The organism is Flavobacterium piscis (assembly GCF_001686925.1).
GTDB classification, from domain to species: domain Bacteria; phylum Bacteroidota; class Bacteroidia; order Flavobacteriales; family Flavobacteriaceae; genus Flavobacterium; species Flavobacterium piscis.
Genome location: NZ_LVEN01000001.1, coordinates 228,837 through 251,787, shown reverse-complemented (window position 1 = coordinate 251,787; position 22,951 = coordinate 228,837). Strand labels below are relative to the sequence as shown.

The 22,951-nt window shown below is 31.4% G+C and carries 22 protein-coding genes and 2 tRNA genes; 14 read left to right on the top strand and 10 right to left on the bottom strand.

All coding sequences use genetic code 11. The annotated features are described in order from the left end of the window. Nucleotides 1-377: 377 nt before the first annotated feature. The 4 genes from FLP_RS01245 to FLP_RS01230 form a co-directional block, all read right to left on the bottom strand. A complete protein-coding gene (locus tag FLP_RS01245) occupies nt 378-878 on the bottom strand; it encodes a hypothetical protein (protein ID WP_123921635.1) in 501 nt (166 codons plus the stop codon). 208 nt (nt 879-1,086) lie between these two features. Next, nucleotides 1,087-1,647: a hypothetical protein gene (locus tag FLP_RS01240; RefSeq protein ID WP_065447677.1), complete on the bottom strand. Its 561-nt coding sequence runs from the start codon at nt 1,645-1,647 to the stop codon at nt 1,087-1,089. A 184-nt stretch (nt 1,648-1,831) separates the two neighbouring features. Then, nucleotides 1,832-2,320 (bottom strand): YfbM family protein, encoded by a 489-nt coding sequence (locus FLP_RS01235; RefSeq protein WP_083195772.1) that lies wholly within the window; start codon nt 2,318-2,320, stop codon nt 1,832-1,834. 188 nt (nt 2,321-2,508) lie between these two features. Further along, nucleotides 2,509-2,973, bottom strand: a complete 465-nt coding sequence (locus FLP_RS01230; protein ID WP_065447675.1) for a hypothetical protein — start codon at nt 2,971-2,973, stop codon at nt 2,509-2,511. Nucleotides 2,974-3,835: 862 nt separating this feature from the next. Here FLP_RS01230 and FLP_RS01225 point away from each other — a divergent pair. The 4 genes from FLP_RS01225 to FLP_RS01210 all read left to right on the top strand — a co-directional run bounded on the left by FLP_RS01225 (nt 3,836) and on the right by FLP_RS01210 (nt 6,679). Next, entirely contained in the window at nt 3,836-4,678 is an 843-nt protein-coding gene (locus tag FLP_RS01225; RefSeq protein WP_243397606.1) for a helix-turn-helix domain-containing protein, read from the top strand. 88 nt (nt 4,679-4,766) lie between these two features. Then, nucleotides 4,767-5,321, top strand: coding sequence for a porin family protein (locus FLP_RS01220; RefSeq protein WP_065447673.1), 555 nt, complete (start codon nt 4,767-4,769; stop codon nt 5,319-5,321). Nucleotides 5,322-5,863: 542 nt separating this feature from the next. Beyond that, a tRNA-Glu gene (locus FLP_RS01215) sits at nt 5,864-5,935 on the top strand. A gap of 240 nt (nt 5,936-6,175) precedes the next feature. Beyond that, a complete protein-coding gene (locus tag FLP_RS01210) occupies nt 6,176-6,679 on the top strand; it encodes a GNAT family N-acetyltransferase (protein ID WP_065447672.1) in 504 nt (167 codons plus the stop codon). 122 nt (nt 6,680-6,801) lie between these two features. Here FLP_RS01210 and FLP_RS01205 read toward each other — a convergent pair whose 3' ends face one another. Next, a complete protein-coding gene (locus FLP_RS01205) occupies nt 6,802-8,556 on the bottom strand; it encodes a hypothetical protein (RefSeq protein WP_243397607.1) in 1,755 nt (584 codons plus the stop codon). A gap of 390 nt (nt 8,557-8,946) precedes the next feature. Between FLP_RS01205 and FLP_RS01200 the strand changes: the two genes are divergently transcribed. From FLP_RS01200 to FLP_RS01155, 10 genes are all read left to right on the top strand, one after another. After that, nucleotides 8,947-9,624: a DUF6134 family protein gene (locus FLP_RS01200; RefSeq protein WP_065447670.1), complete on the top strand. Its 678-nt coding sequence runs from the start codon at nt 8,947-8,949 to the stop codon at nt 9,622-9,624. Nucleotides 9,625-9,644: 20 nt separating this feature from the next. Next, nucleotides 9,645-10,673, top strand: coding sequence for a sterol desaturase family protein (locus tag FLP_RS01195; protein ID WP_065447669.1), 1,029 nt, complete (start codon nt 9,645-9,647; stop codon nt 10,671-10,673). A gap of 17 nt (nt 10,674-10,690) precedes the next feature. Continuing rightward, nucleotides 10,691-10,876: a hypothetical protein gene (locus tag FLP_RS01190; RefSeq protein WP_065447668.1), complete on the top strand. Its 186-nt coding sequence runs from the start codon at nt 10,691-10,693 to the stop codon at nt 10,874-10,876. 259 nt (nt 10,877-11,135) lie between these two features. Next, a complete protein-coding gene (locus FLP_RS01185) occupies nt 11,136-11,738 on the top strand; it encodes an RNA polymerase sigma-70 factor (protein WP_243397608.1) in 603 nt (200 codons plus the stop codon). A 20-nt stretch (nt 11,739-11,758) separates the two neighbouring features. Continuing rightward, entirely contained in the window at nt 11,759-12,721 is a 963-nt protein-coding gene (locus tag FLP_RS01180) for a FecR family protein (RefSeq protein ID WP_165606633.1), read from the top strand. Nucleotides 12,722-12,731: 10 nt separating this feature from the next. Further along, nucleotides 12,732-14,492 carry an STN and carboxypeptidase regulatory-like domain-containing protein gene (locus FLP_RS01175; RefSeq protein WP_065447665.1) on the top strand — a complete coding sequence of 587 codons (1,761 nt, stop codon included), beginning with the start codon at nt 12,732-12,734 and terminating at the stop codon, nt 14,490-14,492. Between the two features lie 180 nt (nt 14,493-14,672). Beyond that, nucleotides 14,673-15,215, top strand: a complete 543-nt coding sequence (locus tag FLP_RS01170) for a DUF4494 domain-containing protein (protein ID WP_065447664.1) — start codon at nt 14,673-14,675, stop codon at nt 15,213-15,215. A gap of 201 nt (nt 15,216-15,416) precedes the next feature. Next, the gene (locus tag FLP_RS01165; protein WP_065447663.1) at nt 15,417-16,946 is read left to right on the top strand and encodes a glycosyltransferase family 39 protein; all 1,530 of its coding nucleotides are present in this window, start codon (nt 15,417-15,419) and stop codon (nt 16,944-16,946) included. A gap of 40 nt (nt 16,947-16,986) precedes the next feature. Beyond that, nucleotides 16,987-17,511, top strand: coding sequence for a DUF4269 domain-containing protein (locus FLP_RS01160; protein ID WP_065447662.1), 525 nt, complete (start codon nt 16,987-16,989; stop codon nt 17,509-17,511). A 127-nt stretch (nt 17,512-17,638) separates the two neighbouring features. Further along, a tRNA-Met gene (locus FLP_RS01155) sits at nt 17,639-17,711 on the top strand. A gap of 140 nt (nt 17,712-17,851) precedes the next feature. Here the strand turns inward: FLP_RS01155 and FLP_RS01150 are convergent. The 5 genes from FLP_RS01150 to FLP_RS01130 form a co-directional block, all read right to left on the bottom strand. Then, nucleotides 17,852-18,733 carry a leucine-rich repeat domain-containing protein gene (locus FLP_RS01150; protein ID WP_065447661.1) on the bottom strand — a complete coding sequence of 294 codons (882 nt, stop codon included), beginning with the start codon at nt 18,731-18,733 and terminating at the stop codon, nt 17,852-17,854. A gap of 161 nt (nt 18,734-18,894) precedes the next feature. Beyond that, the gene (locus tag FLP_RS01145) at nt 18,895-19,248 is read right to left on the bottom strand and encodes a hypothetical protein (protein ID WP_065447660.1); all 354 of its coding nucleotides are present in this window, start codon (nt 19,246-19,248) and stop codon (nt 18,895-18,897) included. A 289-nt stretch (nt 19,249-19,537) separates the two neighbouring features. Beyond that, on the bottom strand, nt 19,538-19,900 hold the full coding sequence (locus tag FLP_RS01140; protein WP_065447659.1) for a hypothetical protein: 363 nt from the start codon (nt 19,898-19,900) through the stop codon (nt 19,538-19,540). Nucleotides 19,901-20,384: 484 nt separating this feature from the next. Continuing rightward, nucleotides 20,385-21,056 (bottom strand): hypothetical protein, encoded by a 672-nt coding sequence (locus tag FLP_RS01135; RefSeq protein WP_065447658.1) that lies wholly within the window; start codon nt 21,054-21,056, stop codon nt 20,385-20,387. 194 nt (nt 21,057-21,250) lie between these two features. Further along, nucleotides 21,251-22,621, bottom strand: a complete 1,371-nt coding sequence (locus FLP_RS01130; protein ID WP_065447657.1) for a kinetochore Spc7 family protein — start codon at nt 22,619-22,621, stop codon at nt 21,251-21,253. Nucleotides 22,622-22,951 lie beyond the last annotated feature (330 nt).

Here is a 22,951-nt window from a genome sequence, read left to right as displayed (position 1 = left end):
TGGAGTGATTAAAAACTGGAGGAACTTTGCACACGAAACATTGTGTGATAATTCAGTAGGCATCTCGTCGGACTCATAACCCGAAGGTACCAGTTTCGTGTCCTGTTCCCGCTACTAAGAAAAAAAGCTTCAGAGAAATCTGGAGCTTTTTTTATGGATAAATTTCAGCTCGCCGGACTTATATCCGCCGCCGCGGACACAGGTTCGAGTCTTCGCCGTGGCGAACTACTAAGAGAAAAAGCTTCAGAAATTTGAAGCTTTTTTGTTTGGTTTTGGCATTTGTTTATAAAGATCTTGATTTTTTAACGAAAGCTAAATTATAGAATATTAGACTTACTACTTTTTTATTAAGAAAATAGTAGCACGTGCTGCCGTAATTATTTTGTAAACCTCCATTTTTCAAGAGCCATTGTCGCAATCACATCTGGCCAAGTTTCATAACCAACTAACTTCGGTTGAATAGGAATAATACTTGTAGGTGACCATTGCTCTCCGCCAACAGTATATATCATTGCATCATAAACCAATTTTCTATCAAAAGGATTTACTACAGAAAGTAGCATTTGTGTATTATTTCGATCAGTTACATTTTGTAAAAACTTCAGTTTTATTGTTTTTTCAGGAAAAATAATTTTTTCGACTACTCGCATTGAAAAAATACTATCTCCTTTAATTTCAGTTTCTATATTCAATTCTTCCCCAGGATAAATTTGAAGAACTTTTTCTTTTACGAAATAGGGAGATTTGGCAATATTAGCAGAATAATTATTCTCAGCATTAGCAACTAATTCTAATTTGAAAGATTCTCTGTCAATCTTTTGATTTTGTGAATAGCACATCATCGACAATAGAAATAATGTAAAAGTTATTTTTTTCATTTTATTGAATTTAATGCGGTTCTTGGTCTATGATATACAGAGTTAAGGTACTACAGTGGGTTTCGGACTAAATTAAGCTCATTCTTCGGATTTACCAAATCATCCCAAATACAAAACCAACTTTCCATTAAACCAACTTTCCATTAAACCAATTGCCAAAATCCGTTGTAGTAGCTGTTATAAGCTGGGCTTTTTGTTGGCAGTTATTTCATCTCAGTTTTATTCCCTGTCTTTCAAGTTGGTTTGCTCCCGATAAAACTCCAAAACTTCCGATTTTTCTTGTCGCAAGTTTGTTATGGATTTGATATTTTAATTTTCTCGAAGTTACTTGGATTTCCTTCCAATCCCAAGAACTAACAAGGCCACTTGACTTATTAATATCTTCCCATATTAATGCTCTCTTTTCGCTAGAATGTCCGATGTGCGAATGTCTAAGCTCTTTGTTTTTTAGTCCACCAAAATACAATTGAATAAGTCCCCAACCATCAGTCGCATAACGAAACGTATGTCCGTTACAACGTTTTGGATCAAGGTCAACTTTTCTAAAAATTGGTTCGCCTCCATGTCGTGGCGTCCAGAGTTGAAATATCGTTCCGAATTCGTCTATTTCAAGATCAAACTTTGAAGATATTTCTGCAACAGTTTTGTATTGAGAAATCTCTTGTCCATAAGGTGAGCCTAGGTCATAAACTTGTAGATCAGTGTCCTTGAAAATAAAATCAAGAACTTTTAATTTGTCTGCCTTGTCTGCGAAAAAATCGTAGTTCATTATTATCTGTTGTCTTTCTTTTTATCTTTAGACTTGCTGGTAACGTTCCGGTACTACAGCAGGTTTGGGACTAAATTAAACCCATTCTTCGGACTTGCCAGATCATCCCTAATACAAAACCAATTTCTCAATTAAGCCTAATGCCCAAATCAGTTGTAGTGGCTGTTAGCAGCTGCATTTTCTGTTAGTTTAAAAACGTAATTATTGCTTCTTCGTTTTTTGTTGCTTCTGCAAAAACATTTTGTAAAGTTAAAAAACCGTCAGCAACATAGTCAAATGCATCATCTCCTTCGTCCCAAATTGTTGGATAAACCTCTAATTCATTCATTTTTTTAGGATTAAATTTTTGTTTTAGGTCAGCAATTGTAATTGTTGAAATTTCATTATTTAATTCAGCAACTTGTTCCGGTGTTAAATAGTGAGCTGGTCCATAACCCAAATCTTGTTCTTCGTCAATAAGTTGTCCACTAAATAAAATTCTTACTAGATTATTTTCTGCAGTTGCAAAACTTTGTCCAGTTAATAAAAATATAATGCCATCCCACGATTTATCAATGTCAACTAAATTTTCGTTTTCAGTTTCATCATCATAAATTTTGTTTTCCAACAACGAACTGTCTTTTAAATAATCTTCAAGTTCAGATTTCGTAACTCGAAGTAAATTTCCTATCATACTCATAATTCAAAATATTTTTTTGTTGTTTAATTTGTCCGTAGACTTTTGTTTTAAGGTTGCTGTTAACGTTCTGGGATTATAGCGGGTTTGGGACTAAATTAAACCCATTCTCAGGATTTTGCCAAATCATCCCTAATACAAAACCATTTCCAAATTAATCCATTTGTCCAAATCCGTTGTAGTATCTATGTTAGCAGTTGGTTTTTATTTTTAGCAAAGAATCTCAGTTTTTCTTTTTTAAATTGATATTCAATTTCCTCAAAATTCCTGTTTTCAATTATTTCTTTTTCTTTGATGTCAATAACAAAACTTACTTTAGTTATCCAAGTATTGGAAACATTTGAAAAGTCAGATTCAATTTCAATTTCATCTGAGTCAATTTCAATTTCATACTCTTTGGTCAGTAAAATTATTTTAGCTCCACGAGATGTTTTTAAATTTATATGACTCAGAATAGTAGAATTCATAAATAAAAATCCATTTAATTCCTGAAAGTTTAACCAAAATTGACCTTGTTTTGATTCTGCAATTTTAATACCTGAAATATTTTTAATCTTCTCTTCAGTATGAGTATCAACGTGTAATCTTTCCATTGCTCTAATATTTCCAAGAGCAGCTAAAATTTCATCTTTTTTTCTTAAAATATTCATTTACTCGATTTTCATTTTTATTAAGAAACTCTTTAATAGAGGTGATTTTATCCCAATTTTTATCCAATTTTGAAAAACTACCGCCAACTTGTATATCCCTGGCAAAGCAAGCCTTAACTACCCTAAATTAGCACCTATCTCTAACAAATATAAGTATTTATTTATTCTCAAAAATAGAATAATTATTTCATAAATCATCCAATGGACTTTTTATTTATTGAATACTTTTCGTACTAAAACGCGGGTAAATTACGGCGATCTTGCTACTTTGATGACTTAATAATTCTTGAATATATCTTCAGTTCCACTTTTAGATTAGTATTGCAAAAGGTAGAAATGCAAAAATATTTTAGAACAGCCTTTACAAATCCTACTCTTAAAAAATTTGTTCTGTTCTTTTTTATACAACCGAATAACACATTTTAGTTAATCATTTCTTAACCCATCAAAAAAGTTATTAGTATTACTATAAATTCGTCGTCAATTCATATGAAATAAATAGGTCTTAAAAAGATTCATTACCACTATATCCTAAAAGAAAATTTAAAAACAACTTTATACTAAAGAATTGATTTATACAACACTTTTAAATATTGCGATTTTCCAGGGAATAGTCTTAGGTTTGATTATTTTAAAGTCTTCCTTATTCAATAGTAATTCAAATAAATATCTTGCATTCTTAATATTTACGCTTTCAATTAAATTACTGACTCATGTTTTTGATATTCAACAGGTATTTACCTCCTATCCTCTTCTGCGTTTTATAGACGACATCGAGTGGGTATTTCTAATACCTGCTTTTATATTTCTATTTATTAAAAAAAGGACTGATAATACCGGAAAAAGTAAACAAAAAAATTATTTGCTTTTTATTCCATTTGCTTATTCTGCTGTGCTTAACATCATAAATGATCTTGATCATGTTGCACGAATTTATACTATTCCTGAGTCAGGCATCGCTATCATCCAAATACTTGGTCTGATCCAACTTGCATTAGCCGTTACATTCATCCCATTTCTTCCGCTTTACTCTTATTTTTTGATAAGACATTTAAAAGATCCACAAGAAAAAAAATGGATCATAACCCTATTGACAATTGTTTCTATACTGCTAATTGTTTGGCTTATTACTGCTCTAGCCGGCTTAATTCTTGACTACGACATTTCTTCTAGTATGAATGTTTTGGCTTTATTTGCAACATTCATCATTCACTGGACAGCTTATATAGGTATTTACAAATATAAACTGGCCAAAAACAAAGATGCTATCTCCAATTTTTTAAATGAAGATTTAGCTAATTCTTATACCAATCTGCAAATTGTAGAAAATAGCAGGCCCGAAGAATATAAGGAATCTATCACTGCAGATAATCTTTATTTTCAAAAACTGGAAATACTGTGCAAGGAGCAGCACATTTATACCGATAGTACATTAAACAGAGAAAAAGTTGCTGAAAAACTAGGGATAAGTGCTGGATATCTTTCACAAATAATAAATACAATAACAGGAGATAACTTTGCCAACTACATCAATCAATATCGGGTTGAAGCTGTAAAGGAAATGATCTTAAATTCTGAATACGAAAACTACAATTTGTTGACAATGGGATTAGAATCGGGATTTACTTCAAAAACGACTTTTTATAAAGCTTTTAAAAAAGTTACGGCTCAAACACCAAATGAATATAAAAATACCAGTAAATAGGTACCAATTTATACAGTTTTAAGGTTTTGAAACCTCTTACAGCTTTTCTTATGCGAATTTTGGATTCAAATAATTCAAAACAAATTTTATGAAAAAATTTTTATTACTAGCTGTTGTTACAGTTTTAGGATTCGCAAATGTTAATGCCCAGGAAATTAAATTTGGCGCTAAAGGAGGTTTAAACTTTGCATCTGTTAGCGGAGATAATACCAAAGGTATTGATGTTGTAACCTCATTTAATTTTGGGGTTGTATCAGAAATTCCAGTTTCTGAAAAATTTTCTTTTCAACCTGAATTAATGTATTCTGGTCAGGGATATAGTTTCAATGATAATACAATTGAATTAAGTTACCTGAACATTCCTTTGATGGGAAAATATTATCTAACAAAAGGATTGAGCGTTGAAGCCGGACCGCAAATAGGTTTTTTACTTGCTGCAAAAAATGAAAAGACGAATGTAAAAGATTCGTTTAACACTTTTGATTTTGGTGTTAATTTTGGCTTAGGCTATAAACTTGACAACGGACTTAATTTTGGTGTAAGATATAATCTGGGATTAACTGATATTAATAATGTGGATAATTCTTCTGCTAAAAATAAAAACAGCGTATTTCAGGTATCTGTTGGTTATTTCTTTTTCTAAAACTTATCATCAGTGTATTAACTCATCATTTTCTGGAATCTAAAATTTTGAATTAATCATTTTAAATCCACAAAAAAAAGGATTTAAGGATGTACAGCCCTGCTATTAAAACAAAAACACCACTTGAAAAAGATGGTGTTTTTAGTTTATACTATTTAAACCCAATTTATCATTTCCCTAAGCTTTATTTATACTTTATTTTAATAGAAACTTTTAGGATAACAATGTTTTTTTGTGCTGCTTTTAAAAACTCACCCTTAAAAACGAAGAATATTCTTTCATATCATGCAATTCATAATAGCATTTTCAATTTTATTCAAAATTTTTCTTTTATTAAAAGAAGAACCAAATATTCTTTCTTCCTTTTATTTCTACTAAACAACCAATTATTAATCAAACAAATACATTTTAGTTAACTCAATTCTGTTTGCGATTGATGAGTTGGAACTGTACTATTTTCAGAGTAACTCAAAAAAGTTTTTTGAAAAAATCATTGTGTATTTTAAAATTGATTGTATTTTTGCACCCGCAATAGCAAAGTAGGCCCGTTCGTCTATCGGTTAGGACGCATGGTTTTCATCCATGTAAGAGCGGTTCGATTCCGCTACGGGCTACTAAAAAAAGCTTCAGAGAAATCTGAAGCTTTTTTGTTTTTAAATCGATTTGCTTTTTCATCTTTCATGAAATAGAAGCAACCAAATATTTTCTTTTTATAAAAAATCATGGAATATTTTAGAGAGCAGAAAAATTATTCTACTTATTTATTTTCTGTAAATTTGGCTGTAATTACGAAACAGAATTCTGCTACTATTTTAGCAAAAAGCTCTGAATTATTTACCTAATAACTGCCAGCCATGTCTACTCTTTATCAAAGCCCGAGAATAACCATTCGAGAATTTTTACCTCAGGAAAAACAAACATTTTTAGATCTTTTTAAAGACAATCAGGTTACTCAATACCTTCCTGTCACTTCACCGGAAAGATATTCGGAAATGTTTAATGAATTACTTGAAAATTACGAAAAGAAAAATCTTAGTCGTTGGGCAATATTCGATACCACAAATAATAATTTTATAGGAATGTGTGTTGCCCGTATTTTTGTACACAATACGAACCAAATAGAAATTGGGTATGTGCTTAGCAAGGCATATTGGGGAAAAGGTATTGCCACAGAAGTATGCAAGGCTCTCACTCAATATAGTTTTGTCAATACAAATACAAAAGAAGTTGTCGCTATAACTGATATTGACAACACCGGATCGCAAAATGTGCTGCAAAAATCAGGATTCGAACGATTGAATAATTTGATTCGGGATCAAGATGAAATGGCTTATTTTAAGATCGAAAGACAATCATAAAATCTAACCCTGTTTTTACCAATCCGGAAGTACCAGTTTTATCTCTTTTGCAATGTTCCAGTATTTTTTAAAATCAGTTTTGCTTGCGATTCTTTTTATTTGGTGCCTTTGATATCCTGTTTTTATTTCTCATAAAACTCCCAGTCATCGGTAAGTTTCATAATTAAATTGTATCTCTGTTTATAGTCGTTATCTACCTCATCCGGAAATTTAGAGTCGTGTGCTTCGACTACAAAATTGCCGTATTCCATAATAAATCCGTTAGGATTACTGAATTTAAAACTTATTCTTCTAATCTCCAGTTCATTTCTTCCACACCCTTTCGAACTATACAAATTACCTTTATAAATACGAAAGCACGAACCCTCGCCCATTGTATTATTAATTTGCCTTTTACCATCATATTCCAGAGCATTACTGCTTTTAGCAAGAAGTTCATTTAAGGCAGAAAGGTTCTCTGGCTTTTGTTGCAAAGCGTGAATAATTAAAACATTAAAATCTGGAAAAGAAACCAAAACAGTATCCTTGACTGTAAAACTGCCTATTTTTTCTTCGGATGGATAACCTTCTTTTTTTAATAAATCGATCAGTTTAGCGGTAAGTCTTTCGGTGGTTTCATATAATGTTTTTCGGTTCTTTCGATTTTCCAATCCATAATCAGCCTGGTCTTCGTTGAGTAAATTTGTTATTTCTTTTTTTAGATTTAAATTGAATTTACCTTGCGCATTTTTACAAACCGAGTCGTATTTGATACTAAAACTTTTCCATTCCGGATTTTTTCGCAGGCCGGTAAAAATTTTAGCATTAAAATAAGGCAGTTCGATTCCTTTCAAGGCCAGTTTTTCGCCCCACATAAAGGCATTCTTAAAATCCCTTGATAAAACCGCACAACGAACGGCGTTATGAATATCTCTTGCAAATAGTGTTGGATAATTTTGGGCAAGCAAATTATATTGTTCTTTTGCCTTGCCATACTGTCTGTTCAGGATATAATTTTCGGCACTTTTTGTATAGTTATAATAATTGATTTCTTCTTTTTGTGTTTTTTCTTTTTCAATATCTGCAATCAGTTTATTATTGCTAATTAAGGGAATGCAATCAAAATTCTCTCTTTGTATTATTTTTTTTCGTTTATTTTTCTCTGGATCAAAAATCATTGCACCTACATCAAAAATAGCCGAATATGTTGCAAATGAACCAAAAGCAAGAAGCGAATTTTTAGTCACCTTTCCTCTTATTTTAAAAGATTGTTTGTCTCCCAAATTTGTTTTGTAGTACTGATGATTTTTAAAATAAAAAGCAGGAAACGTATCCAGAACAGTAAACTCATTTGCCTCTTTATTACCCAGCTTTACCTCTACACTATCTTTGTTGAATGTTTTGCCCAAATAACAAACTCTTATCGTATCGGTTTTTTCTCCAAGAAATAGATCGACATAGCTTCTTATTTTTTTTGTTTTTATGAAGGTATTATTCCCCCAATCATTATTTCCGCTCACAAAGCCTTCTATTTCTGCAATACTATCTTTTGGGTTATAATTACACTTACTTATTTCTATTTTTAAAAAACATACCGATAAATGTTCTACAAAACTAAAATTCCTAAAATTTTTACTCTTGAATGTTATCCCGTAATTAATAATTCCTTTGTACTTCCTGCTGTCTACAAAATAAGCGGTTGTAGCACTATCTTTTGATACTGAAAACCAATTACTTCTATTATTTTCCCAGATATTGTATACGTTATTAAACACGACATTTTTTTCAAAATCATTTTGATTAAAGGTTTTATATTGTATCTGTTTTTGTCCCAGTGCCTGATGGGTAAACACAATATTCATTAAAATAATTAAGGAAATTATACATGTTTTTTTCAAAATAGTAGTGCTTTTTAAATAGTGGCTGAATAAAAAAACTAAGTTATTTACTTTATAAAAATTATCTTATGCAATAATAGGGTATTTTATTCTTGATTTTGATCCTAGAATTTTGCCTTCTAAAAGATAACAACCTTTCTCCTCATTTACGTTGCAACTTACTCAAAGACAGCTGTAAAACTACCAATAAGAACTTCATAAAATTAAAAATTATTTTATTCCAAAAACACCTCCGTTTTTCTGAAAATATTTTTCTGTTTAAGAATTTTAAAACCATTCAAAATAATTTAAAAAAAAAATAAAAAAACGACGTAGGGGTAAAATGTGATTCAGTTGTATTACTACAATAACAAGAGCACAAATTATGAGCTCTTAATCTCAAATTGCCTTATGATACCCATTATCACTGTCGCATTATTATTTTGGTTTTTACAAAAAATCACCGCTATTGAATCCGGAAAATTTAGTTTTCTAATAATTTCTGAACAAACAAAATTGACTGTTCTCTTTTTTCTTTTTACAATAAATTCTCAGGCGCAGGAAAAAACAGTGAACTATAATGTGCTTCGTAATGGCACTGTGATTGGACAAATGCAGTTTTCTCAAAAGACTAATAATGATGATGTTTTTTTGAAAATTTCATCGGAAGTAAAAACCCGGTTGATTTTTGGTATTGATATCAAAACCGAAGAAGGTTCGCATTTTAAAAATGGAAAATTAATATCTTCTTACGTAAAGCGCCACGTAAACGGAAAAGAAAAAGCCAATAAAACAACCCAACTTATAGATTCGGGTTACAAAACTTTAGCTGAAAATAAAAAGGGACAAATTAAACAAAACTATATCGATTATAACCTGATGCTACTCTACAGTAAAGAACCAGTAGGCGAAAATCAGGTTTACTCTGATAGTTTTCAGCAATTTCTGGTCATCAAAAAAACAAACACTCACTCCTATCGCATCGTATTACCTGACGGAAATTATAATGATTATCATTTCCTGAACGGTGTATGCCAGAAAGTCGAGCTGCATCATTCCTTATTTACAATCAATATTCAAATCGCATAATTCAATCTAAAACAATCATCATGATCAAAATCATCAATCACCTGTTTGCTAAACTTACTTTCTTTGGTGCAGAACCTATTGCAATGGGGAAAATTCTCGAAATAGAAAAAAGTGCCCCAAACTTAATTGTATATGCGCTGCCCGTTGTATTATTTTTTACCGTGCTCGAATTTGTTGTTTTTTATTTCTTAGAAAAAAAAGAATACGACAAAAAAGAGACTTTAGGATCTGTACTTATAGGTTTGGGTAATCTAACGGTCAATTTATTAATGAAAACCGGTTTGCTTTATGCTGTTGTTGGCATTTATAATCTGGTGCCTTATCGTATAGAATTTAATTGGTGGAGCCTGATCCCGTGTTTTATAATCTATGATTTTAGTTCTTACTGGACGCACAGAATTTCTCATTATTGCCGTTTTTTCTGGGCAACCCATGTTGTGCATCATTCGGCTGAACAGTATAATCTTACTGTAAGTTTTAGACAAAGCTGGTTTCAGTATGCTAAAATTGTATTTTTTATCCCGTTGATTTTTGCCGGTTTTCATCCTGTAGTGTTTTTTATTGCCAATCAGTTAAGTGTATTGTACCAGTTTTGGGTCCATACAGAAGCCATTGGAAAGCTGCATCCTTTTATCGAAAAACATTTTGGAACGCCATCTAATCATCGTGTACATCACGGAAGCCAGGAAAAATATCTCGATAAAAACTTTGGAGCCACTTTTATGATTTGGGACCACTTATTCAATTCCTTTCAGTACGAAGAAGAAAAACCCCGCTATGGCATTACGAGTCCACTTAAAAGCAAACTCAATCCGTTATACCTCAACATTCATGAGTTTCAGGACATTATTAGAGATGTGAGAAAGGCAACTGGTTTTCGAAAAAAGATGTATTACATTTTTGCCAGTCCGGATGCTATTGCCAAAAAGAAAGTACAAAAAGAAACTATTCAACCTCAATTACCAGTATCATGCGAAGAAGTCAAAAAAAACACCAACAATTTCAGCAACAGCTTTTCGAATACTTTAGCCGAAAAGATAATTGTATAAAAACCATAAACAACAAAATGGTCGCGACAGAAACAGATAAAGGAGTATCTTTTACTTATCTTTCCGATCATAGCTGTATTGTTCATAGTTACGAATTCAGTTTAAATACTGATATTGATATGAATACTACTATTGATGCTTTTATTGCGTTATTGGCCAGTCACAACAGGGTGCATTACCAGCCTAATCCATCTTGTAATTAATCAAAAAAATAACATTAAATAATCCTCCAAATGCAAATATTTTCAACACATAGAAACATAGCTTTTCTTTACGTAAAAAGGCGTTTCACTTATTTAAAATACACATAACTCTCTATGTGAAAGAAATGTATTTCTTTTTGTTTCCTTTTCAGCACAAAAAAATCTATGTTTCTATGTGTTTAATTTTTTATGCGTAGAGTAAAGAGAACAAACGAAGTAATTAACCCAGTGAGTTATTAAATATAAAAAGTATCTATCTTTGATTGAATGTCAAAACGTATTAGTGGAATATAGCAATAGCGATCCTGTCAGATTTATAAAGAACGGAAATGAAGCTGCTTTTGAAAAGGTTTTTAAAATGTATTTTAGAAACCTTCATGCCTTTGCCTACACTTTTATGAAAGATGATAGCATTGCCGAAGAGATTGTGCAAAATGTATTTTTTAAGATTTGGGAAAAAAGAGATCAATTACAAATTAATGATTCATTAAAGGCATATCTCTACAGAGCGGTTCATAATGAAAGTCTGAACTATCTTAAACACCTAAAAATAAAAAACTCTTTTCAACTTCAGTATTCAGGCAATATGGAATCCTCCAATCAAGATGCATCCAACCAAATGATCGCATCTGAACTCGAAAATGATATTCAGAAAGCAATAAACGAATTGCCGCAGCAATGCCGGACTATTTTTCAAATGAGTCGTTTTGAGCAGCTTAAATATCAGCAAATTGCCGATCAATTGAATATTTCGGTCAAAACGGTCGAAAATCAAATGGGAAAAGCCCTGAAAGTATTACGATCTAAATTGGTTGAATATCTTCCTTTTCTCCTGTCCTTTTTACATTTAATCCGAAGATGATGAGCCAAAACAATATGAATATGAACGATGATTTACTAGTGAAATATCTAGTTGGCGAAACTGATGCTGACGAAAATGCAACAGTAGAAATTTGGCTTAAAGCCGATAAAAAAAACCAAAACTATTACAACGGTTTTAAGAAAATATGGGAAGACAGCCTTGTAATTGCTGCCAAAAACACCCACATCGATGAAGATGCTGCCTGGAAACGGCTGCATAATCGCATGCATGAAAAAGATGTTCCCGTGCATACGCTGAAAAAATCTTCTTTTTATTGGTTGCGCATTGCCGCCTCTATATTGCTTATCAGCACTTTAGGATGGTTGGGGTATTCTTATTTCGAAAATAAATCAGCAAATACAACACTTGAGATACAGGCTACAAATACTACTTTAAATGATACTTTACCAGATGGAACAACGGTTACTTTAAACAAAAACTCATCATTGTCTTATAGCAGTAAATTTAGAGGCAAGACACGTCCAGTTGTCTTAAAAGGTGAAGCTTTTTTTAATGTTGCTCCAGATAAAACAAAACCTTTTATTATTACTATTAATGATGTTACGGTACAAGTGGTAGGAACTTCTTTTAATGTCAAAAACAAAAACGGAAAAACAACTGTAGATGTCGAAACAGGAATTGTAAAAGTAAGCAAAAACAAAGATCAGGTAGAATTAAGACATGGCGAGAAAGTAATCATTGCCAATTTGCAATCACAATTACTAAAAAGTGTCAGCAAAGGCAAACTATACAATTATTACCGTAATAAAGAACTTGTTTGCGACGAGACTCCACTGCAGGAATTAGTGGATGCGCTCAACGAAATATACGATACAAATATCATTATAAAGAAAACCGAACTACAGAAAAAACCAATAACAACAGTATTTAAAGACCAGTCATTAGATCAGATATTAGAAGTAATTCAGGAGACGTTTATGATCGAAATTGAACGTAAAAACAATCAAATTCTTTTAGATTAATTCCCTTTATATGCTTAGTAATTCAAGGTTTACTCTTATATCGATTTTATTTATACTTTTTTCAGCTCCTTTTTTTAGTGCCCGTGCCCAATCTATGCTGGATACTCCAATCTCTGTTCAGGCAGATAAAAAACCATTAGGCAAGATTCTGGAAATAATGGAACAAAAAGGGAATTTTCGCTTTGCTTATTACAGTAAGTTAGTCGCAAAAGACAGCCTTGTAAGCATTCATGCTGATCAATCTACCGTAAAAGAAGTTCTTGATCAATTATTAAAAAACAAATATGAATATAAAGAATCAAAAGGGTTTATTATTCTGCGTTATGCTCCCTTAGAACTGGCACTTGTTTTAGAAAAAAACAGCGTTGTGGGCGAACATCAGGTTGTAAATGGTTACATTACGGATGTACAAACCAACAAACGTATAGAAAATGCCAGTGTTTACGAACGGAACGCTTTACAATCTACGCTAACAGATAAGGATGGTTTTTTTGAATTAAAACTAAAAAATATCCCCCAAACCATCGAGCTGACTGTTGTAAAAGAAAATTATAAAACCATAACCACTATTTTTCTTTCGGAAATTAAGATCCAGATGGGTGCCAAAAAATCAAATGAAGATTATGTTGATGGCGATTTTTCTGCAGTTGAAAGAACGGGAATTGGACGTTTCTTTATTTCTTCGAGACAAAAAATACAATCCCTCAACCTTGGAGGCCTTATATCCGAAGTTCCCGTACAAGCTTCTTTAATTCCCAGTTTGAGTACGCGCGGTATGATGAATTCGCAAATTAACAGTAGTTTCTCCTTAAACCTATTAGGAGGATATACCGGCGGGGTTCGCGGGGTCGAAATGGCCGGACTGTATAATATCAACCGTATGAATGTTCATGCTTTACAAATGGCAGGTTTATTTAATACTGTGGGAGGATCTGTAAAAGGAGTTCAGTTGGCCGGAATCTATAATAATGTATTTGGAGATCTTAACGGTTTGCAAATGAGCGGCATTCATAACAGCGTAAAAGGTTCGCAGATAGGCTTGCAAATATCCGGCATTTACAACCATGTTCAGCTGGATGCTAAAGGCATTCAAATCGCAGCTATTTATAATAATGTAAACGGCTCCCAAAACGGATTGCAAATTTCAGGTATTTATAATGCAGGACATCAAAAAGTCCGCGGGATGCAAATCGCGGGATTAAATTATGCCAAAGAATTAGACGGACTCCAGATTGGATTAATTAATATTACGGGCTCACCATCAGGTTATAGTTTTGGATTATTAAACTTTAAAAAAGATGGTTATCAAAAAGTTAGTGTGACACGCAATGAAATTTCGGATATTAATTTAGCCATAAAAACAGGAGATAATAAACTGTACACTATTTTGATGGCAGGAAAAAGCGAAAGAACTAACGAAGAAAAACTAACTTCTTTTGGGTTTGGGTTAGGAAAAAATATCCTGTTAGGAAATCGTCTTACTTATAATCCCGAAATCAGCATTCAATATCTTTATTTAGGAAATTGGGACCGATATAATTTTGTATATAAATTCGATTCTCCGCTTACCTTTCGTGTATTCAAAGGTGTAGCATTATCTGCAGGACCTTCTTTTAATCTTTATTCCTCAGAAAGAAGAGATAAAAACAGCCCGGAAATCAATAATTCAACTTTTGTTCAAAATCGAACCAAACGTTATAATGTGATAAAAGACAATGGCAACGGAATAACAGGATGGGTTGGATGGAGTTTTGGTTTAACCTTATTTTAGTAACATTCTAAAAAACGGCTTTACCTTTAAACTAAAAACTTATGTAATCAATTTAAAACATAAAGACCAAACTTTCAATACATTACATAAAATTATATAAAATTGTGAATATCTATTTCAGGAATTCAGCCTTTTTTTTCCTGTAAAATCTATCTTTGGCATCCTTAAAAATTAATAGAGATGAGCGCAACTTGGTACGAATGCAAAGTAAAATATAGAAAGACTGACGAAACCGGAGGACAAAAAGTTTTAACCGAACCTTATTTGGTTGATGCTTTATCCTATACCGAAGCCGAAAAAAGAATCAATGAAGAGATGGCGGCTTATATTAGTGAAGAATTTAAAATCACAAATATAAAAGTGGCCAATTATGCCGAAATTCATCCTTTTGAAAATGCAGATCGTTGGTTTAAATCGAAAGTTTCATTAATGGCTTATGATGAAGAAAGCGGTAAAGAAAGAAAATCGAATATGTATTTGTTAGTGCAGGCAAATGATGTAAGAGAAGCTTACGACAATACGCTTCATGTAATGCAAAGCACGATGGGAGAATATTCGATCCCGGCAGTTTCAGAATCTCCAATTATGGATGTTTTCCCTTATTTCAGCGGTGAAGAAGGAGAAACAGAACAATTAGAAAGATTCAACAAACTAAAAGCTTCTAAGCCTGTCGAAGTTGAAAAAATCGACCACATGGAATTTGAAGAGGCATTAGAGGAATAAATTTTTCTAAAATTCCAAACAAAAGTAAAATTCCAAATTCCAATAGGAACTTCAATCACGATATTGAATTTTTGATAATAGCTTCAGAGAAATCTGGAGCTTTTTTATTTTGTAACATTTACAATAATAAATGTTCTTATTCGAGATGCAAAATAAATGATATATTAGCTTTACCATTAACCAACTACAAACCAAATCTTCATGAGTAAAAAAGCAATAATCCTGATTGGATTTATCCTTCTAAAATTTGTTTTGCAATATGTACTAATAAGTCCTGAATATGATTTGCAGCGCGATGAATATTTACATCTCGATCAGGCGCATCATTTGGCCTGGGGTTATTTATCGGTTCCGCCCGTAACGTCCTGGATTTCTTATATTATATTTCTACTGGGTAATGGTGTTTTTTGGGTCCGGTTCTTCCCTGCCCTTTTTGGTGCTGTAACACTTTTAATAGTCTGGAAAACTATCGAGGTTTTAAAAGGCAATTTATATGCGCTTGTTTTAGGCGCAAGCTGTATTGTATTTTCATCATTATTACGAATTAATATGCTGTATCAACCCAACTCTTTAGATGTATTGTGCTGGACGGGATTTTATTATACTATGATTCAATACTCTTCAACAGAAAAACCTAAATGGCTTTTTATAAGCGCTATCGTATTTGCTTTAGGTTTTTTAAATAAATACAACATTCTGTTTTTACTCATTGGCCTCTTACCTGCCCTATTGCTATCAAGTCAGAGAAAAGTATTCACAGAGAAAAAACTTTATTTGGCGCTGATTACGGGATTGCTTTTAATACTTCCAAACATTTTATGGCAATACAACAATCATTTTCCTATTGTACATCATATGAAAGAATTGTCAGCAACACAATTGGTGAATGTAGATCGAACGGGATTTCTAAAAGAACAAGTATTGTTTTTTATAGGTTCTTTCTTTGTTATCATTGCGGCTTTGTATGCTTTGCTGTTTTACAAACCTTTTGCCAGATTCAAATTCTTTTTTGCATCGCTAATTTTTACGCTTGTCATCTTTATGTATTTTAAGGCCAAAGCCTATTATGCAGTTGGCTTATATCCTGTTTACATTGCTTTTGGTGCTGTTTTTCTTTCGCAAATACTGCAAACAGGCTGGAAACGTTACTTAAAAACAGTATTTATTATCATCCCGTTATTATTTTTTATTCCGATGTACAATCTGTCTTTTCCCAATAAAAGCCCGGAATATTTTATAAAAAATCCTGAAAAATATAAAAAGCTAGGAATGCTTCGCTGGGAAGACGGAAAAGATCATGATTTACCACAAGATTTTGCCGACATGCTGGGATGGAAAGAGCTCGCCCGAAAAACAGATTCGGTTTATGCCCTAATCCCAAACAAAAAAGAAACCTTAGTGCTTTGCGATAATTACGGACAAGCAGGTGCCATCAATTATTATTCTAAAAAAGGAATAAAAGCGGTTTCTTTTAATGCTGATTATGTCAATTGGTTTGATCTTAACATTCAGTATAAAAACCTCATCCGAATTAAAAATCACGAAGAAAACAGCACTGAATTTAAAGAAACAAGTCCGTATTTTCAAACAGCTACTATTGCAGGCGAAATAACCAATAAATACGCACGCGAGTACAAAACCACTATTTTTGTTTTTACAAAAGCTAAAATCAATATTAATAAAAGAATTGAGGCTGAGATTAAAGAAGAAAAGAATTATATCAAGGAATAAGTAAAAATTCTATTTTAGATTTTTGATTAAAATTACAGCAATGATAGACTTTGGCACTATTGAATATTTAAAAAACGGAAATCAAAAACAACTACAGGCATTTGAAATCTTAACCCGAAATAAGATTTTATTGAATCTTGCTGAATTTGATGCTATTCTTGTTGGAACAATTCCTATCGACATTGATATTGAAAACAGTGATTTGGATATTATTTGCTATTGGAAAAACAAAACCGATTTTACAGAAAAACTAAATTCAGTTTTCGAAAAAGAAAATGATTTCAGCATCAGAGAGGCAATCATTGATAATAAGGAATCTATTATTGCCAACTTCAAAATAGATAATTTTGAAATTGAAGTCTTTGGACAAAACATTCCGACCAAAGATCAAAACGGATACAAACACATGATCATCGAACATGAAATTCTACAATCGAAAGGCAAAAATTTTAGATTAGAGATCATCAAGCTCAAACAAAATGGCTACAAAACCGAGCATGCTTTTGCTTTTTTATTAGGTTTAAAAGGAGATCCTTATATAGAATTATTAGACTATAAAATGTAAGCTTTACATTCTACACATTTAAAAGACTATAATTTAAGCATTTACCACAAAAACATCTCAATTTAAAAATAATTCATAATTTTCTTTGCATAACCGTATTTAGTGCTTATCTTTGCACCCGAAACATCGCGGGATAGAGCAGTAGGCAGCTCGTCGGGCTCATAACCCGAAGGTCACAGGTTCGAGTCCTGTTCCCGCTACTAAGACAAAAAGCTTCAGAGAAATCTGAAGCTTTTTTGGTTTGACATGTTTGTCAATGTCTCATTTCGTTTACGAACGAGACGCTCGTGCCCAGTAGAGAACCAATCCGTTGTAATGGCTGTTGACAGTAGTTTTTTCGTTAGTATATAAAAGTTGTCTTTGGCATTTTTGTTTCAAAGTCCAAAATTATTTTTTTATCAATTTTATTATCCACTAATGTAATTGATTTTAGTCGCTTCATTTTAAGCAAATTATCAGGAAGATTTGTCAATTCATTTTCATATAAGTTTAACTCTTCTAAATTATCAAGCAATGAAATTTCATTTGGAAGTACTTTCATATGGTTAACACTTAAATGAATAGTTTTAAGTTTTTTACATTTAGAAAGCTGTAAAATAATACTTTTAGCATCAATTTTATCTTGTCTAATATATCCAAATGTTTCTAAATTAGAAAGTTTATCAAATTCTATATTTAAATTCTTAATTTGATTATTACCTAGATTTAGTTGTCTAAGATTTTTAAATCGATGAATCTTTGATAGGTTGTTTGTAAAGTCAAATTCAAACATACTTGTTAAGTCGAGCTCTTCGATGTTTACATTATTTTCATAAAATGCCTCCGGAAAAGTTCTAATGTCATTCCACCAAATATCTAGCATTTTAAGTTTTTTAAGTTTAGTGATTTCAATTGGAAATATTTTAAAATTATTCATTCCAATATTTAAAATTTGGAGGTTTTGCAGTTCTTCTAAATGATTAAGTTCTGTTAAATTATTTACGGAAAGATTTAATTCTTGTAGATTAGACAGTTTGAAGATTATTTTCGGAATTGTAATCAGATCGTTTTCTGATAAATCAAGACGATAAACCAATTCTAGATTTTTTGGCAAACTATCTAAATATTTATATGTTTTTTCATTTTGTAATTTACTTAACGACATTACTTTTTCTTCTTGCTTTTTGTTACAAGAAGTGAGGATAATTAGAAATAAAAATATTGTTGTTATTTGATTTTTCATAAAATTACTGCCAACATTCTGATACTACAGAGGGTTTGGGACTAAATTAAGCCTTATCTTCGGATTTGCCGAATTATACTAAATAGAAAACCAACTTTCCATTAAGCCTATTGCCCAAATACACAGGAGTGGCTGTTATAGGCAGTTACAATTTTTATTTTTCAATTCAGATTAATTTTTTCAGCAACAAAATATGATTCATCACTTCCATAGTCACGCCAATTTCTTTTTCTGTAAACGTATACAAAATATGAATTAGCTTTCTTCACTAAACTATCTCCTTCATAAACTTGACTCTGATAAAACATAAAGCTTTTTAATGGTAACTTACTATTGTTTTTATCAAACAAATCACAGTTCCCCTTTGCATTAATTTCTTTTTTGGTTACTAGAAAAATAAACTTTTGTGAATAGTCTTGATTTAAATAGTAATAATGTCCAATGGTACCAGAGAAAATCAAAATCAAGAAAAGTGAAATCATAATAATTAAAGCTTTGTTTTTTCTAATATTCATTTTTCATTATTCAAGTTTATTTCACGTTTTTGCTGACAATTGCCTATAACGTTCTGGCGCTACAAGTAGTTTAGGACTAAATTAAGCCCATTATTCGGATTTGCCAAATCTTCCAAATACAAACCAATCTTTCCATTAATCCAAATCCCCAAATTGCTTATAGCGTGTGTTACTGGAGGCTTGTTTTTGTCGAAATTACGATTAAACCGCAAATTTTTCACGCTTCGGTTTTGCAGATTTCAAGTTTCAAGTTTCTGCTTTTTAAATTATAATTTTCCGTGTCTTATTCTTAAAAGGTATCATCTTCTTCATCTTCTAGATACTTTTCATATTCATCATCATCTTTAGCATCAATTTCTTCAACATAGCCATATGACTTTCTAATTCGGTCTTGAATAAATATTGTTATAATTAAGATGAAAGTAAGAAATAAAGAAACCGTTATAAGTCCAACTAATGGTAATCCACAAAAATTATTGTTTTTTTGAAGATTAGATAGAATTATGTTAAACTCCAAAATGGTTGATAGGATTTGGCCTAAAAAACTAATTAAACAAACTGTTCCAAAGCTTAATTTAATATCTCCACCAATAGCTTTTCTGCCAAAAATAATTTGAAATAATAATGGCAAAAAAATTAAAATTATGCTCATTTTTTGATATTTAGTTTATTTTTAATTTCTACTTTTCAAGTTTCTGTTGGCACATTCCAATTTTCACGCTTCTGCTTTGTAAACTTTTTTGCGGAAACCAATGCTTATTTTCTGATTGTTTTCATCTGCGTAATTTCGGCACAAGTCTTCAGTAACGTTCTGGCACTACAGCGGGTTTGGGACTAAATTAACCCTATTATTCGGATTTGCCACTCAAGCGATAGCGAACAGACGAAGTAAATCATCCCAAATACAAAACCAACATTCCATTAAGCCAATTGCCCAAATCCGTTGTAGTGGCGGTTACTGGAGGCTTGTTTTATCGAAATTACGATTAAACCGCAAATTTTTCACGCTTCTGCTTTTCAAAATTCAATTTTCACGCTTCTGTTTTTTCTGCTTTCTGTGGAAGCAAATGCTTATTTTTTAATTGGTTTTATTGTTGTACCTTTTAGCAACAGGTTATTACTACTAATTATCAATACTACAACAGATGTTTCACTACATAGTATATGTTTTGAATAATGACCCAACCAAACGCAGCAAAACCTAACATATAAAGAGAGAAGGAAATATATCGCAAATTCTTATTGCTGAATTTCACTTTATCGTGAAGTTGATTAAATGCCTCTTTTCGATCCTCCTGATATTTTATGTTGTGTTTATAGTCAACTACTTTTTCACGTTCTTCAGTCCTAGGTTCTTCGAACCTTGACATTGAAGGAACTTTAATTGGCTCTTTGACTTTTTGCTCTAAATATGGTTGACCAATGAAAGCAAAATAGAGATTATGAATCTTATATTTACTTGCAACTCTATCAAGATAGTTATTAGATTCTCCTGAAGATAAAAACTCACCGTAATTTTTGTAACTTTTAATTATTTCTGGGCAAAATATTTGATATAAAAGTGATCCAATTGCTATTGCAACTGCACCAAAATAGAATAAATACCAACTAAACGGTAGATCAATATTTATTGAAAGTTCACTTTCTCCTAAGTTGAGAATTAAAGGACTAGTTACTTTGTCTAGTGCTTTCACAATTATCGGTACAACTACTATATAATAGTAACTACTTTTACTAAATCTTAATTTACCTAAAGAATCAATTAACACCCACGAAACGAAATCATTTTCATTTTGTACTTTTTTCATCTATCATATGTTTTATACTATGTTTATATCTGCGTAATTTTGGCACAAGTCTCCAGTAACGTTCCCGCGCTATAAGCAGTTTGGGCCTAAATTAAGACCATTCTTTGGATTTGCCAAATCTTCCAAATACAAAACCAATTTCAAATTAAGCCAAATGCCCAAATTGCTTGTAGCGTGTGTTGGGGCGATCGTACTTATTTTTTTGTAAATATTTCTGTTCCTTTATTTACGATTTCGCCGATCATATCTAAGGCAGAATTCACCTCTTTTGTTGATTTTAATTTACTATAAATCGGACTGCGATATAAACCATAGACAGCTTTTAATATTAAGTCGTCTTTTTTCTCTAAATCATTAATAATATCTGCATAAGCTTTTATTGTTAATGCTGAAGCAGATTTAAATGCATATTCTTCTTGAAAATTTCGTTCTTTATTATATTGAGCAATTGTATAATATAATAGGAAGAAAAATGGTGAAGATTTTAAAGTATTTACAAGAATATTTTCCCAATGTAATTCTGTGCTTATTGCACCGAATAAACCAAAAAAGTTTGTAAATATTGATAAAATTATTACGAACGTTAAGATAGACATAAATGCAACACTCCATTTCCAAAAGTTTAGAGGAGAATTTAATTCTACTTTTCGTTGTTTAAAAGTTTCAAATAATGATGCGCCAACTTCTCTTCCTATTAGATTGTTTAAATATTCATTTCTTTCGTCAAAATATTTTGTTTTACCTTCAATGAAATTCAATTTTTCTGTAAAAATTGTAAATTTTGTTTTGAAATTTTTGTCTGAATCTTCGAGTTCAGAAATTAAAGAATTTGAGTTGTTTTTTAATTCTAAGTAGGTTTTATCAATTTCAGTTTTTAATAAATCAATTTTATTTTTTTCTTTTTCAGCTTGTTCTGAAAGTGTGAGTACTTTTGTTTGTGATTGAGAAGATTGAGTAAGTAAATTCTGGATTTGAGTGTTGTGAGAATTAGTTGTATCTAAATTATTCGTTATTTGTTGTAATTCAGTTTGTTTTTGAGAATAAAAGTCATTTAAAGTTGATTTTGTAATTTCTAATTCACGTATCAAATTTTCATATTTAATTCTCAATTGTTCATAATTTGCTGCAATTATATCAAGATTTTCTTTTTGTTTTTCTAATTTTAAACTGTCAATCGGATGAATTTTATATTTTGCTTTATCATAGAATCCATTTTGTAATGAATATTGGGCTAATTTCATTAATGAATTTTCAGCACTAGTTAATTGTTTATTACTAATTTGTGAATTAAGTTCATTTACAGTTTGATCTAAATTAAATTGACCAAGTTCGGGTGTAGAAATGGTAAATGGCAAAATTAAGCGATTTTCACTTTTTAATTCAGAAGCAATTTGATTTAATAACCTTTTAGTCAAATTTAAAAATTCAGAAACTGTCATTTTTGAAATTTGGATGTTGCCAATTTCTGTTTGTTCTGGATAAATTTCTGCGATTTTTTTATCTAAATCTATTTTCCGTAAATTCTCAATTTGTATTAATACGTTATTCTGTTGATCAATTGTCATATCTGAATTTTAGTTTTTTTGGTTGTATGTCCCCTAACTCGTTTATATGTCTGACGATGTCCGACTTATCTACCCTAAAATGGGTTGCTAAGTCTGACAAATGTCAGTGTTATATATTTTCAAAAATAGGATTTTTATTTCATAAATCACTATACGTGCTTTTTATTTACTTAATACTTTTCGTACTAACATTACTATAAGTTTCTGTGCTCTTGGAACTATAATGAGCGGGAACAGAACTATAACCCGCATCTGGCAAATCTTATTAAATCTTAAGAAATCAAACTACGATTAAATAATCCTCCCATTCAAATCAACTGATCACTCCAA